This is a genomic window from Paenarthrobacter sp. NEAU-H11, from assembly GCF_050573415.1.
Classification (GTDB): domain Bacteria; phylum Actinomycetota; class Actinomycetes; order Actinomycetales; family Micrococcaceae; genus Arthrobacter.
The window spans coordinates 45896-59475 of sequence record NZ_JBNZGA010000008.1 but is presented as its reverse complement, the minus strand read 5'-3'; the positions used below and the strand labels follow the sequence as shown (position 1 = coordinate 59475).

The 13580-nt window shown below is 66.4% G+C and carries 15 protein-coding genes; 6 read left to right on the top strand and 9 right to left on the bottom strand.

Annotated features, from left to right (window positions below; translation table 11 throughout):
• Positions 1-7: 7 nt before the first annotated feature.
• Positions 8-682, bottom strand: coding sequence for a response regulator (locus ACQ3DC_RS11745; RefSeq protein ID WP_157242021.1), 675 nt, complete (start codon positions 680-682; stop codon positions 8-10).
• A 275-nt stretch (positions 683-957) separates the two neighbouring features.
• Here ACQ3DC_RS11745 and ACQ3DC_RS11740 point away from each other — a divergent pair, with 275 nt between their 5' ends.
• The gene (locus ACQ3DC_RS11740) at positions 958-1425 is read left to right on the top strand and encodes a universal stress protein (RefSeq protein ID WP_430752303.1); all 468 of its coding nucleotides are present in this window, start codon (positions 958-960) and stop codon (positions 1423-1425) included.
• Between the two features lie 14 nt (positions 1426-1439).
• Here the strand turns inward: ACQ3DC_RS11740 and ACQ3DC_RS11735 are convergent, their stop codons facing one another.
• Together ACQ3DC_RS11735 and ACQ3DC_RS11730 are read right to left on the bottom strand one after the other, a co-directional pair.
• Positions 1440-1967 carry a hemerythrin domain-containing protein gene (locus tag ACQ3DC_RS11735; RefSeq protein ID WP_430752302.1) on the bottom strand — a complete coding sequence of 176 codons (528 nt, stop codon included), beginning with the start codon at positions 1965-1967 and terminating at the stop codon, positions 1440-1442.
• 128 nt (positions 1968-2095) lie between these two features.
• Entirely contained in the window at positions 2096-2533 is a 438-nt protein-coding gene (locus ACQ3DC_RS11730; RefSeq protein ID WP_430752301.1) for a VOC family protein, read from the bottom strand.
• 137 nt (positions 2534-2670) lie between these two features.
• Here ACQ3DC_RS11730 and ACQ3DC_RS11725 point away from each other — a divergent pair, with 137 nt between their 5' ends.
• Positions 2671-3282, top strand: a complete 612-nt coding sequence (locus tag ACQ3DC_RS11725) for a hypothetical protein (protein WP_323057083.1) — start codon at positions 2671-2673, stop codon at positions 3280-3282.
• A gap of 41 nt (positions 3283-3323) precedes the next feature.
• On the opposite strand, the gene ACQ3DC_RS11720 is transcribed toward ACQ3DC_RS11725, so the two are convergent.
• The 6 genes from ACQ3DC_RS11720 to ACQ3DC_RS11695 all read right to left on the bottom strand — a co-directional run bounded on the left by ACQ3DC_RS11720 (position 3324) and on the right by ACQ3DC_RS11695 (position 10737).
• A complete protein-coding gene (locus ACQ3DC_RS11720) occupies positions 3324-6119 on the bottom strand; it encodes an HAD-IC family P-type ATPase (RefSeq protein ID WP_430752300.1) in 2796 nt (931 codons plus the stop codon).
• Positions 6120-6137: 18 nt separating this feature from the next.
• A complete protein-coding gene (locus ACQ3DC_RS11715; RefSeq protein WP_430752365.1) occupies positions 6138-7118 on the bottom strand; it encodes a polysaccharide deacetylase family protein in 981 nt (326 codons plus the stop codon).
• A gap of 48 nt (positions 7119-7166) precedes the next feature.
• Positions 7167-7625 (bottom strand): universal stress protein, encoded by a 459-nt coding sequence (locus ACQ3DC_RS11710; protein ID WP_157242025.1) that lies wholly within the window; start codon positions 7623-7625, stop codon positions 7167-7169.
• Positions 7626-7742: 117 nt separating this feature from the next.
• Positions 7743-8081: a hypothetical protein gene (locus ACQ3DC_RS11705; protein ID WP_157242026.1), complete on the bottom strand. Its 339-nt coding sequence runs from the start codon at positions 8079-8081 to the stop codon at positions 7743-7745.
• Positions 8082-8198: 117 nt separating this feature from the next.
• Positions 8199-9803: a DUF4389 domain-containing protein gene (locus ACQ3DC_RS11700; protein ID WP_430752299.1), complete on the bottom strand. Its 1605-nt coding sequence runs from the start codon at positions 9801-9803 to the stop codon at positions 8199-8201.
• A 67-nt stretch (positions 9804-9870) separates the two neighbouring features.
• Positions 9871-10737 (bottom strand): universal stress protein, encoded by an 867-nt coding sequence (locus ACQ3DC_RS11695; RefSeq protein ID WP_157242028.1) that lies wholly within the window; start codon positions 10735-10737, stop codon positions 9871-9873.
• Between the two features lie 191 nt (positions 10738-10928).
• Here ACQ3DC_RS11695 and ACQ3DC_RS11690 point away from each other — a divergent pair, with 191 nt between their 5' ends.
• From ACQ3DC_RS11690 to ACQ3DC_RS11675, 4 genes are all read left to right on the top strand, one after another.
• Positions 10929-11360: a hypothetical protein gene (locus tag ACQ3DC_RS11690; RefSeq protein ID WP_157242029.1), complete on the top strand. Its 432-nt coding sequence runs from the start codon at positions 10929-10931 to the stop codon at positions 11358-11360.
• Positions 11361-11484: 124 nt separating this feature from the next.
• Positions 11485-11742, top strand: a complete 258-nt coding sequence (locus ACQ3DC_RS11685) for an SHOCT domain-containing protein (RefSeq protein ID WP_430752298.1) — start codon at positions 11485-11487, stop codon at positions 11740-11742.
• A 36-nt stretch (positions 11743-11778) separates the two neighbouring features.
• Complete coding sequence (locus ACQ3DC_RS11680) at positions 11779-13134, top strand: phenylacetate--CoA ligase family protein (RefSeq protein WP_430752297.1); 1356 nt, start codon at positions 11779-11781, stop codon at positions 13132-13134.
• 219 nt (positions 13135-13353) lie between these two features.
• Positions 13354-13536 (top strand): hypothetical protein, encoded by a 183-nt coding sequence (locus ACQ3DC_RS11675; protein ID WP_430752296.1) that lies wholly within the window; start codon positions 13354-13356, stop codon positions 13534-13536.
• Positions 13537-13580 lie beyond the last annotated feature (44 nt).

The window sequence follows — 13580 nt, the reverse complement described above, 5'->3', positions numbered from 1 at the left end:
CACAGGGTTACTGGGCGTCCTGTGCATTCCGGGTGACGTAGACGGCTGCCTGGGTCCGCCTTTCGAACCCCAATTTCGCCAGGATGGAAGAAACGTAGTTCTTCACGGTTTTCTCCGCCAGGAAAAGTTCCTCACCGATCTGGCGGTTCGTCAGTCCTTGCCCGATCAGCGCCAGTACCTTCTTCTCCTGCGCACTGAGCGCGTCCAACCGCGGGTCTGTGGGGGCTTTGGAAAGGCCGGCGATAATCCGCTCCTTGACTCCGGGCTCGAACAGCGATTCGCCCATGGCGGCCTTGCGGATGCCCTGAAGCAGGTCGTCACTCCTGATCTGCTTGAGGATGTACCCGGACGCGCCTGCCAGGACAGCCCCGCGGATGGCCTGCTCGTCGTCGTAGCTGGTCAGGATCAGGCAGTGCAGGCGGGGGTCGAACGAGCGCACGTCCCTGCAGACCTCGATGCCGGTGCCGTCGGGAAGCCGACCGTCCAGGATCGCAATATCCGGCTGCAATGCCGGGATGCGCCGGGTGGCTTCCGCCGCCGATCCGCTTTCGCCGACCACCACAAACCCCTCACCCTCCAACAGGTCCTTCAGTCCCTGCCTGACGAGTTCATGGTCGTCGAGGATAAAAACGCGCAGGGGCCCGCGGAGACCTGCAGTCCCTTCCGGACCTGACTCATGCATTTGCACCCAACCGCTCCCATTTTCATAAGGACCAAAACTCACTGCTGTGTGAGGCAGCCCTGCCAAGGGCCTAGGACTATTCTTCCTTGCCCACAGATCGGCAGGAAGGGACCAAAGTCTGGAGTCGTGATCATACAACGCACCCTGTGGCCGCGACTGTGCCGGGCCGGCCGGTCCTGCTGCCGGCCGGCATCCCCCTGTGACTTTAGGCCCTATCCCGCAGGCCCGCACCTTCTCCAGTCTTGGAACAGGCCAAAGAGAATGGAGCCCGCATCATGGATGCCCCCGAACGGCACCCCAAAATAATTGTGGGCGTGGACGGTTCCGACGCCTCTGTTTCCGCTCTCCGGACGGCCGCAACCCTGGCCGGGCCGCTCGAAGCAACGGTGGAGGCTTGGGCATGCTGGGATGTTCCGGCCGGCTTCGGGCTCTACCTGGTAGTGGGTGTTGAAGGTTTTCAGTACGCTGCGGAGCAGTCGCTGGAGCAGGCGCTCACAGCTGCGTTCGGCCCGGAGCGGCCGTCATATGTCCATACCCGGCTGATGCGTGGAAAACCCGGCGAGCTCCTGGTTGAGGGGAGCCGCAGCGCCGCGCTCCTCATCGTTGGGCGGCGGGGGCACAGCGGCTTTGTGCCGGGCTCGGTCAGTTCTGCGTGCGTCAGCCACGCCCATTGCCCTGTCCTGGTAGTCCATGCCCCGGACGAAGAACGCGCCCGCGCGAGAGGAGCCGACGGCGGAAAATAGGGACGCCGGGCAGGTCACCGCTGGTGCGCGCCGCCGTCGTGCGTTTCCGCGTGGTGCCCGCTGCCTTCCCCGGTCAATTCGTGGAGTCCCTTGACCGCTGCGGCAAGGGAAAGCTCAGGGGAGCCGGCAACGAAGGGCATCAGGAGGCGGTTTTCCTTATCCAGGTGCATGGCAAACATCCGCTGGATGGCAGCGCCGGCAACTGCCGCGGACAGTCCCTTGGACGTGCGAAGTTCCTCCACCAGGTCCACGATGACGCGGTGCTCGGCCAGCATTCCCTCCACCAGGAGCCGCCCCTCCGGGGTGTCGCGGGGTCCACTGTACAGGGGCCCCTCTTCTGCCAGGGCGTGGGGAATAAGCTCGTTGTCGCACCAGTCCAACAGCGTTGCATGTGCTGTTCGTTCGGCTTCCGTGTCGCCTGCCTCAACCGCTTCCATCAGCAGGGCCACCAGCCCCTTGAGCTGCCCGAGCATGTTCGCGTGATGCTGTTCGACGGCCTGGAGCGCCTGGGTCTCGGCGGCGGCGTCCTTGGGGTGCTTCATGGTTCTCTCCCTAACTCATATGCCGGCTGTTGGCTGCGGACTGCTGGTAATGGACCGACGCTTGCCTGCCATTAACTATGGGCAGCAGGCGCAGGCCGCAGGCAGAGCCATTGGTCCCGGTCAGGGTGTCAGTCGTTATGCAGTTTCTCGGCGAGCATCAGGAGGATTCCGCTGGGACCGCGGAGGTACGTGAGTTTGTAGGCATCGCCGTAGGTCGCCACGCCGCGGAGCGGATGGCATCCGTGCCTCGCAGCTGTTTCGAGGGCTTTGTCGATGTCGTCGACCGAGAAGGCCACACGGTGCATGCCGATGTCGTTTGGACGGGTCGGATCCGACTCGATCGCGTCGGGGTGGATGTATTCGAAGAGCTCAAGTTGACCCCGGCCGTCCGGGGTCTGGAGCAGCGCAATCCTGGCATGGTTGCCATCAAGCCCCACGGCAGTGTCGGCCCACTCGCCGCTGACAGTGTCACGGCCGACGAGTATCAGCCCGAGGTCGGTGAAAAAGGCGATGGCCGCTTCGAGGTCGCGAACCGCGATACCGACGTTCTCAAGTTTGATGGCCATGCATTGAAGCTACCAAGGCGGACAGGCCGGCTCCAGTGCCACCGCAGGGCCTTTGGCACTGGTGTTCCGCGGCTGCCCGTCCCACTCTGGGGAAGACACCGGAAGGAGGACTGTGACCGGTGGCTAAGGGGCCCGTTGTGACGCGCAGAAACACTTTCTTCGCCCGCTGGGTGGGCTGGGTGAGCCTCGGCGAGAGCCTGGGATTCCTTGCCCCCGTACTCGCCCAGTCCGTCCCGGTTGCCCCGGGGCCCGCGGCGGCGGTTCCGCTGCTGGTGCTGGCCGGCCTCGTTGAAGGAGCGGTCCTGGGGTGGTTCCAGGTGCGGGTGCTCAGGACAACGCTGCCCGGCGTATCGGTTCTGCGGTGGGTCCTGCTGACGGCCGCCGCGGCGGTGGTTGCCTGGACCGTGGCACTGCTGACCTTCAGCAACGAAGGCTGGCAGGGCTGGCCCGCACCCGCCCAGGCCGCTACGGGAGCCGTGGCGGCCGTGGTCATCCTGGTTTCGATCGGCCTTGCGCAGTGGTTTGAGCTGCGGCACCACGTTCCGCGGGCCTGGCGGTGGGTGGCAGGAAGCGCCGCGGCGTGGACGGCAGGACTGGGCGTCTTCATGGCGGTGGCCACGCCGCTGTGGCAGCCCGGCCAGGATGTGTGGCTGGTTGCCGCCATAGGAGCCGGGGCCGCCGTCCTGATGGCGGTGGCCATGGCCGCGGTCACCGGGTTGGTGATGGTCCGGCTCCTGCCGAAGACGTAAGGCACGGCGGGCCGGGCGTTGGCCGCATCGTTGAACGGCCCCTAGAACTCACGGCGCCGGAAGCGCTTTTCCACTGCCACAACCAGGGACGCGAGCAGTGCGATGCCCAGGATCCGCAGCCAGGTTTCCGCCGTGATCGGGGCCGTATGGAAAAGCTCGTTCATCAGCGGCAGGTACGTGATGGCCAGTTGGCCGGCTGCCTGGACCAGGACGCCAAGGATGACCCAGCGGTTGCTGAAGAAGCCGATTCGCCAGACCGACCTGGTGAGGGAACGGCAGCTGAACAGGTAGAACAGTTCCACCGCAACAAAAAGGTTGACGGCCGCCGTCCGGGCTTCCGCGAGGGACGCGCCGCCAGCGAGCTCAAGTTCGAAGATCCACCAGGTGCCTGCCACGAGGAGGGTGGAGACCAGCAGGATCCGAAGGGTAAGTGTCCAGGTCAGCAGCGGTCGGCCGGGGGCCCGTGGCGGGCGGGACATAAGGCCCGGTTCCTTCGGCTCGAAGGCAAGCATCAGGCCCAGGGCCACAGCGGTGGTCATGTTGATCCACAGAATCTGGGTGGGCAGGACGGGGAGCGTTGCCCCGATCAGGATTGCCACCAGGATCACCAGGCCTTCCCCCATGTTCGTGGGCAAGGTCCAGACGATGAACTTGGTCAGGTTGTCGAAGACGTTCCGGCCTTCCTCAACGGCAGCCTCAATGGTGGCAAAGTCGTCGTCGGTGAGGACGATGTCCGAGGCCTCCTTGGCCACTTCCGTTCCAGAGCGCCCCATGGCTATGCCCACGTTCGCCTGCCTCAGGGCCGGTGCGTCGTTGACGCCATCGCCTGTCATGGCGACGACGTTTCCCCGGGACTGCAGGGCGCCGATCAGGCGAAGCTTCTGTTCGGGGGACACCCGTGCGAAGACCGTTGCCCGCTCGACGGCGTCGGGCAGTCCGTCCGCGGGTATCGCGTCAAGTTCAGTTCCGGTCAGTGCCGTCCCGTCCGCCCGGTCCGCGGTCAGGCCCACCGCCCTGGCAATGGTGGCGGCTGTTCCCACGTGGTCTCCGGTGATCATTTTCACTGCCACGCCCGCCTGGTGGCAGGCCTGCACCGATGCCGCCGCTGCCTCCCGCGGCGGATCGAACATGGCCTGCAGTCCCGTCAGCGTCAGCTGCCCGTGCAGGCTTGACTCGGCCAGGGCGCCGCCGGCAGGAAGGCGCATCATCGCCGTGGCAAGCACCCTCAGCCCGGTGCCGGCGAACCGGTGGGCCTCATCGAGTACTGACTGCCTGGCCAGCGGCGTGGTGCGGCCCTGGTGATCCATCTGCCCCGCGCACAGCTCCAGCACGCGTTCCACCGCGCCCTTGACCAGCACAATGCCGGACCCCGTGCCCCTGCCGTCCTGGAAGGCGGAGGTGTGGAGGGTTGCCATGTATTGGTGCTCCGAGGCGAACGGCAGCGTGCCGGTCCGCGGATGGGAGGAAAGGAACTCCCCGGCCTCCACGCCGCCCTTCCCTGCCGCCACCACCATGGCCGCCTCCGTGGGGTCCCCCCGGGCCTGCCAGTGCTGTCCCTCCCTGATGATCCTGGCGTCATTGCAGGCGCCTCCCGCCAGAAGGGACCAGTACAGTCCCTCGTCCTGCGCCGCCGCCGTCGTCCGGTCCGTGGCGGTTCCGGCCGCCCGGACGCCGGCCCCGGCACGGAGGACCTGCCCCTCCGGGCCGTAACCGGAACCTGTCACCTCGTACCTTGCGGACGGTGTCCAGAGCGCACGCACCGTCATCTGGTTTTCCGTAAAGGTGCCGGTCTTGTCCGAACAGATAACGGTGGTGCTGCCCAACGTCTCAACCACCGGCAACCGCCGGACCACGGCGCGGCGCCGGGCCATGCGGCGGACACCGATGGCGAGGGTTACAGTGACCGCTGCCGGCAGGCCTTCAGGAATCGCCCCCACAGCCAGTGCGACGGCAGCGGTGAACATCTGCGCGGGCTCCTGGCCGCGTGCCACGCCGGCAAGGAAAGCCACGGCGGCCAGGGCAAGGATGGCCACCGTCAGCGTCATGCTGAAGCGTGACAGTTTCTGGGTCAGCGGTGTAGCCACCGGCTGCACCGCACCCATAAGCCGATGGATCTCGCCGAGTTCCGTCTCGCCGCCGATTGCGACGACGACGCCTGCCCCGCTGCCCGCGGTCACCAGGGTGCCGCTGTAGACCATGTTCCGGCGGTCCGCGACGGGGGTGGTCGGGGGCAGTACCACCTCGTCCTTGGCGACTGCGTCGGATTCTCCCGTCAGCGCTGACTCATCCGCGCGCAGGCCGGACAACCTGACCAGCCGGAGGTCCGCCGGCACTTTGTCGCCGGCTTCGAGCAGCACGAGGTCCCCCGGTACCAGCTCCTCGGAGGGAACCTCGCGCCTCTGCCCGTCCCTTGTGACCACGGCACGGGTGCGGACGAGGGAATGCAGCGCATCCAGGGCAGCCTCTGCCCGCACCTCCTGGACGAAGCCGATCGCCGTGTTCACCAGGACGACGGCGAGGATGACGCCCGAGTCCAGGTACTCGCCCAGGGCGAGAGTGACGGCGGCCGCGGCCAACAGGACGTAAACCAGCGGGTTGTTGAACTGCCGCGCCAGTTTCCGGAGAATTCCCGCACCCCGTGAGCGCGGCAGGACATTGGCACCGAACTGTTCCTGCCGGCGGGCCACCTCCGCGGAAGCGAGGCCCCGCACGTGGTCTGTCCCAAGCAGGAGGACCACCTCGTGCAGGGGAAGGCCGTGGTGGGCCGGATCAGGCATACCGTTCGCGGCCGGACCGGATTTTCTGCCTCCAGGCCCTGCCTGCCGGGCCTTAGCCATGGGTCTGGCCCTCCTTGCCTACGGGGCCAGCAGCGCGTCGAGGGTGACGAAGCCATACCCCGCGGCGCTGATCCGGTCGATGATCTGCGGCAGGGCATCGGCGTCCAGGGTAGTGCCGTCGTTGGGATTGGAGCCGATGTGCATCAGGACAATTTCGCCCGGCTGCAGGCCCGCCAGTGTGCGGTCGGCAACGATCTGCGTGTTGATCCCGCCGCTGGTGCCTTTCCAGCCCAGGGTGTCCACAGTCCAGCGGACTGCAACATAGCCCAGGTCGTTGACAGCGGCAATGGTCCGGGCATCGCGTTCCCCGAAGGGAAAGCGGAACAGCGGCGTGGGGTCGGCGCCGGCGGCCAGGATGGCCTGTTCCGCTCCGCGCACCTGCTGCGCAATCCCGGTACCGTCGAGGCCGGTGAAACCAGGATGGGTCATGGAGTGGTTGGCCACCCGGTGCCCCGCGGAAACAATCTGCCCCACCCCTCCGGGATTGGTGTCTGCCCAGTTCCCGGTCAGGAAGAACGTGGCGGCAACCCCTTTTGCGGACAGGGTGGAGAGGATTTTCGGCAGCCCCGCAGCGTTGGCTCCCGCGTCGAAAGTCAGCGCCACGACCTGCCCGGCGCGAGGGATGACCGTGAGGTCCTGGTCACGGAGCGAGGCCGGAAAGGGAGCTGCGGGCGGAACCGGGCCAGGGGTGGCAACGGGCTCCGACGGCGGGGGAAAAGGGACGGGAGGTACGGTAACCGGCGGCTGGACGGGATTTTGGCCGGCCTCGGGTGGTTCTGTCGAGGCTTCCGCAGGCTGCGACGCCGAGGGAACGGCGCTGGATGCATCGGGGCTGGGGCTTGACGCCACCGGGGTTGCGGAGGGGCTCGCAGAGCCTGACGGCCCTGCCGCCGGCGGGCCTCCCGGCGCCCTTAGCAAGAGGGCCAGGACTATGGCGAGGGCCAGCAGGGCGAGGGCGGCCGCCACGGCCGCCACCCGCCGTCGTCCGCCCTGCCGCATTGTTGTCAACGGTCTGTACCTGCTGTGCGCCGGCCCAAGCTGCCCTGCCTAGGACGAGGCCGTGTGGGTTTCCGGTGTGTGTACCACCAGCACGGGACAATGGGCGTGGGCCACCAGGGCGGAACTGACTGAGCCAAGCAGCAGCCCGCCAAAGCCGCCGTGGCCGCGCCTCCCCACCACGACCATGTCCGCGTCGCGGCTGGCTTCGATCAGTGATTCCCGGGGATGGCCGCGAACCAGCGTGGAAATGACGTTCGACGGCGTTTCGTCACCGAAGGCGGTCTTGACCGCCTCAGCCAGGATTTCCCCGGCGCGTTCCTCGAAGCCCTCAATGCCCATCATCACGTAGCCTGTGTAGACCTGCGGATAATCCCAGTAGGCGTTGGCCAGGACCTTCGCCCCGAGGGGCACCGCCAGCCGCTGGGCCTGCCGCAGGGCTTCAATGGAAGCCTCCGATCCGTCGACCCCCACCAGTATCCGTGCGAACGGCGCTCCGGAAGTATTCATCTCAGCTCCTCATGCGGCCCGTGCGGCCACACTGGCAATAGTGTCCCGGCGGGCTCCCGCAAAGGTAGGGCCGAAAGTCACTGCAGGCGGCAGTGCCGAGGGGTGGGAAGGGCCAGGCTAGTCGGTGTGCCGGCCCTCCTTCAGCCACAGCGTATCGCCCTCGACCCGGTCCAACTCATCCGATGCGAAGTAGGCATGACCAGCCAACAAGCCGGACCTGTCGACTTTGACATAGCCGATCCGCAGCAGCCTCTCTGCGGTGTGGTGGGGCAACCTGGACGTCGCGGCAAACCCATCGACCGCCGTATTGACGAGGCCTCCCGTTTCAGGGTCTGTTTGGCCGTCAGAGGTCACAGCCTCCGGATCACCCATTTTCAGGTCGTCGACCTTGCCGATTTTCTTCCCGTCCGACGCTACGACGTGCATTCCTTCGCGCACCTGCTCGATGACCGCCATGGCCTCTCCTCTTGTCCGCAGCCGCTGATTGCAGAACCAGTTTAGGGCGGGCTCGCAGCCAGTAATAGAGGCTGACCGGCAGGCGGCAGGACGCTCCGGCAGCATCAAGGCAGGCCCTCACTCAAGTGGCGGGGTGGCTCCTGGTACGGCGGTCCCGCCAGGGGGAGGCGGTACCTCACGGGCGCCCTGGTCCAGCCGGAACGGAGGGTACTCGTCCCGCATCAGGGCCGCATAGGCCAGGACGCGGTAGATCCATCGGTTGATGCCGAGTATCAGGTCGAACAGCGGGCGCTGGTAGCGGCCGGTGAAGAGCAGGGCCACTACTGCAACCAGGACCAGCAGGCCCAGCAGCGACAGGCCTGTGCTCCGTTGGTAGGTGGTTCCCAAATCATCGGTCTCCGCCTGCCAGGTCCAGGGGGTGCCGGAGAAGGCTGCGACGATGAGCAGGTGCGGGATCGCAAGCAGCCACGACTTGACCAGGACCAGCCCCCGGGAGAGGCGTTCCGGGTAGTCCACCTCGAAATCGGCAGGATAGTTGGTGCGTGCCAGGGTGAACGGCGGGTAGAGGTCCGTTCCTGCAGCGGCGTAGGCGTAGAAAGCCACTCGCCAGTTCCAGCGCAGGACGCCGACGTTGAAGTCAAACAGGGGCCGGGGATAGCGCCCGGTAAACAGGATGGCGAACCACGCCGCGATGGTGGTTACGACGAACGCAAACCACAGGAAGAACAGCACGATGAAATGCGGGATGGCAAGGAACCACTTGACCAGCCACATTGCTCGCGACAAGGCCGGGTCAAGGTCGCCGAAGAGCCGGGCCGGGTAGGGTGCGCGGTCGGCCCGGTCGCCTTGGCCGGGCTGTTGCAGGGGCGGAGTTCCCGGTGAGCCCGGATAACCGGGACCTCCTGGGGTGCCTTCCGCTCCCGGTGCTCCGCCTGCGTATCCGGGTGGTGGTGCATATCCGGGGACCGGTCCATAGCCGGGGGGTGGTGCGTATCCGGGGGGCGGTCCGTAGCCGGGTGGTGGCGCGGCCGGCCCGCCGGAGTGCGGCCCCGTGTGCCGGCCGAGTCCGACGGCTCCCAGGATCAGCAACGGAATCCCGATTGCCAGCGCAACGGCGCCTCCCACCAGCAGCCCCGTTGCCGCGGGCCGGATCAGGTCGGAGCGGAAACCGGCCTGCACTTCGGCATTGACCCCGGGGCTGGCATCGGCATTCATGATGACTATCGCCCAATTGCCTGCGGCAAGGTCCCACGTGAGATCCTGCTGGCCGGACCCGGAGGCAGAGGTGCTCCAGAACGTTTGCTCTCCCGGGGGTGCGGGGGTGCCGGTGCCCGGGATGTCGCGGTATTCGGCCCGGAAGGGCCGGCTGTCGACTTTAATCAGCTCCGAGTGATGCACGCCCGAAAGATATCGCTCGACGTCGGCCTGCGGGGCGACGCCCACGAAGATCTCCTTGCCGGGGTCCAGGGAAGAGGCGCGCAGCCTGAGCGTACCGACGTCGAAGGGAAGGCGGGGCGGTACGCCCCCGCCTACCGCGTCGAGCCTGGGCGAGGTCAGGGCGTGGGATCCAACGGAGAGGCGTTCCGTGCGGGTGGTGAGGTATCCGTCGCCTTGGGCGGTCCCCACTACGGACGCCACGGCACCTCCGGCCAGGATGGTGGCCCCGACGATTGAGATCAGGATCCCGAGGATAAGCATGATTACTGCAGCAGTCTTTTTCATGGTGCCGGCCCGGAACGTAGGGAATGGGACAGGTGTGTGCGGGGGAGTGGGCAGCTGCCAGGGCTTCCTAGGGTGTGTTCTTGATTGCCTGGATCCGGGTGATCACGGTAGGGCACGGCAGGTGCTTGAGGACGCCGTAGGCTGTGGAACCGAGCAGAAGCCGTTTGATTCCGCCCCTTCCGCGGCTGCCCACCACGAGCATCCTGGCCCCGGAGGCAGCATCAACCAACGATTCCACCGGTCCCCTTTCGGTCTCCAGCACGCGATGCACCGTCAGGCTCGGATAGTCCTCGTTGAGACCGGCCACTGTTTCGGACAGGACGATGCGTTCTTCCTCGGTAACAAGGTCGGCCAGGCTGGTGGTCAGCAGGCCCGCATCCGTAACTCGGTCGGGCGCGTTGATGGCATAGACCACAGTGAGGTCGTCCCCCTCACGGTCAGCCTCGGCTGCGGCGAAGGCCACAGCCTGGGTTGCCTCCCTGGAGCCGTCGACTCCCACCACCACGCCGGACCGGCCTTCAAGCTCCTGTGTACCTACCACCGCAACGGGAACCTTTGAAGAAGCCGCAACCTGCAGCGCCCGGTCTGCAAGGGTTCCGCCGAGGTGGCCCGTGCCTGAGCCCACAACCACCATGGATGCCTTGCCGGAGTACTTCGCCAGCGAGCCTCCCACGCTTCCGGTAAGAAGCCGGGTGGTAACGCTGATGGGGAAGGCCCCCCGGATACGGCCGGCGGCAGTCTGCAGGAGCTTGTCGCCCGCCTCCTCGAGAACGCCGATCCACGGATACGGATCAGCCGCCCACCGGTCGTCCACGACGTGGAGGATCACCAGCGGCAGGCCGGAACGTTCGGCCCGGCGGGCAGCCCAGAGCACGGCAGCCTGGCTCTGAGGGGAGTCGTTGGTGGCGACTGCGATTGGTTTGCGAGTTGTCATGGCCGGGCTTCCTGTTTCTTCTCGGGCGGGTCCAGTTCAAGACTGGCGCTGTGCCCCCGGGAGATATAGGGCCAAAGGTCACGGCAAGTCGTGCCGGGGGAAGTTAGCGCCCCCCTGTTTCATCAGTATGCTTACTATTGTTCGCTTTGCCTGTCCAAGAGACATTGGCTGTTCAAGAGAAAGGCATCACCATGACGGAACAGAACCTCCCTGACGACGGCCTTGAGGTTGTCCGGGATGACGACGTGCTCCTTGATGAGACCCCCGGCGCGGCTGCATCATTTGAACTTGACCCGGTGAAGGGCGAACCGGACAGCTATCCGGGAGCGGCCGAAAACAATCCGGACCGCTGGCAGGACGATCCGCTGCTCCAGGACGAGGCGGTCTCCGGGGAAGAAGAGGACTTCATCAGCGACCAGGCATTCCGTGAAGGATCAGCCCAGGCAGGTTACGCAGCGGATGAAGCCCAGGACGGTCCCGTAACGCCCACCTTGGAGGAGGCCGTTGCCGATGTGGATTTCGGCGGCAATCCGAACGGACCAGGGGCTGAGGGCAGTGACGACACGGAAAGCTTTGGCGGCTCCCCTCTCAGTGAGTTCGAACCCGACGATCTGGAGCGCTGAGGGGCCGCGGCTGTCCTGACCTGGCCATTCATCCTGGGGACGAAAGACTCTGGCACCGCACACGGGCCGGATGGATCATCGAACAGGGAGCAGTGGCGGGGCTCCGCGAGGTGAGGATGCAGGGATGATGTGGTGGGACGGGAACATGGGCGCCTGGGGCTACATCCTGATGGTGGTGAGCTTCATCCTCTTTTGGGGTGCAATCATCGCCGCCATCGTGGTTTTTGCCCGCTCGATGTCAGGCGGCAACCGCAGGGACGGCGGAGGCCACAGTCTCGGCAGTGCGGAGCAACTGCTGGCCGAGCGGTTTGCCCGCGGTGAAATAGACGAGACGGAATACTCGGCCCGCCTCTCCGCCCTCCGCCGCGCCCGCGGGGCCTGACGCGCCGCCGTGCCGGCTCTTCCAAGGCCGGATCGCATGGATGTGCGGCTCATAGCCCGGGTGCTCGTTCTTCGGGCTGCCTTGAAGCGGCGGGACCGCTGGACCCCTGTCCGGATTGCTGCCCACCAGGAACGTGCCCTGCAGAGACTGCGGACGGCCGCCTATGCCGGGTCTGAGTTCTACCGGCGCCGCCATGCAGGGCTCTACGGGGCTCCCCTTGCCCAGTTGCCGCCCGTGACCAAGGCCGACCTCATGGGCCACTTCGACGAGATCCTTACAACGCGCGACCTGAGCCTGGCCGGCCTGGAACAACGTCTCCGGACCCTCGCCGCCGAGGACGGTGATCCCGGCTTGCCGTGGAGGGGGCGCTGGTGGGCTGCGGCGACAGCCGGGACCGCCGGTCCACGCGGAACCTTCGTGTGGAGCCGGCCGGAATGGGCACATGTGCTGGCTTCCTATGCCCGCGCTAATGACTGGGCTGGAATAGCGGCCGGCCTCGGCCGGCCGCTTAAAATGGCGCTGGTAAGCTCGCGCGTCCCCACCCACCAGTCCGCCGTGGTTGGCGCTTCGCTGCGTTCGGGGCTTGTCCCCACGCTCCGGCTGGACGTGACCGCACCCATGCATGAAACAGTGGCGGCGCTGAACGGGTTCCAGCCCCGGGTCCTGGTGGGTTACGCTTCCGCGCTTTTGCCCCTGGCGACCGAACAGCTGGCCGGGCGCCTGAAAATTTCGCCGCAGGCAGTGATGTCGGCCTCGGAGGTGCTCACCCCGCCCGCTGCCCGGGAATTGGAAAGGGCCTGGGGCAGTGCACCGTTCGATGTCTACGCCGCCACTGAGACGGCCGGCATCGCTTCACCGTGCGTCTACCGGAACCGGCATGTCTACGAGGACCTGCTCATTGTCGAACCAGTGGACAAGGAGGGCGTCCCGGTACCGCCCGGGTCAACAGGCGCGAAGCTTTTGGTCACGGTCCTGTTCTCGCGGACATTGCCGCTGATCCGCTATGAGCTGTCGGACAGCGTCACGTTGGGGCAGCGCGGATGCCCCTGTGGCCGCTCGTTCATCCGCATGGAGGATATCGAAGGCAGGTTGGAGGACGTGCTTGAGCTGCCAGGCAGGGCAGGCCTTGTCAGCGTCCACCCCATCGTGTTCCACCACGTCCTGGACCTGCCAGCCGCCGCCGGCTGGCAGGTGGTCCAGGAACGCACGGGACTGCGGGTCCTCGTTGCAGGACTGACGGCGGGAAACACAACAGCAGGCATCCAGGCTTCGGTGGCCGAAGCCCTCGCAGCAGCCGGCGCCGCGGGAACCCCGGTCTCTGTGTCCGTGGTGGACCAGCTGGAGCGGACACCGTTGGGCAAGGCGCCCTTCGTCCGCCGGCTCAGGCCGTGAGCCGTCGGAACGGACCTGGACGCTTCCGGTGAACTGTTCGGCAATGGTGTCCCTTACCGGACGTCGGCCAGCCAGCAGAACGGATCGGGGCTCCTGCGCTGATCGAGCCAAATGCAGGGGGAACTTCTGCTGCTTCCCCTAGTTGCAGCCAAACTACGCTAAAATCATAAGCAGGCTGATGAATATCGGTTGGCAGGATCAACACTGAAGGAGTTTCACATGAACTTGGGAAGCATGATCAGGAATGCCGCTGGACGATTCTCCGGCAGGACCGGGACCCCCGGAACAACGCGCCGGACCGGACTGAATGCCACGGGCCGGGCACCCGGCACGACGGGCCCCGCAGGAGCCCGGACCGGTGGCGTGACCGGCAAAATCATGGGAATGCTCCGGCGGCGCTAAGCCGACCCGGCAACCACAAAAGCAGGTCCCGGACTCCTCCGGAG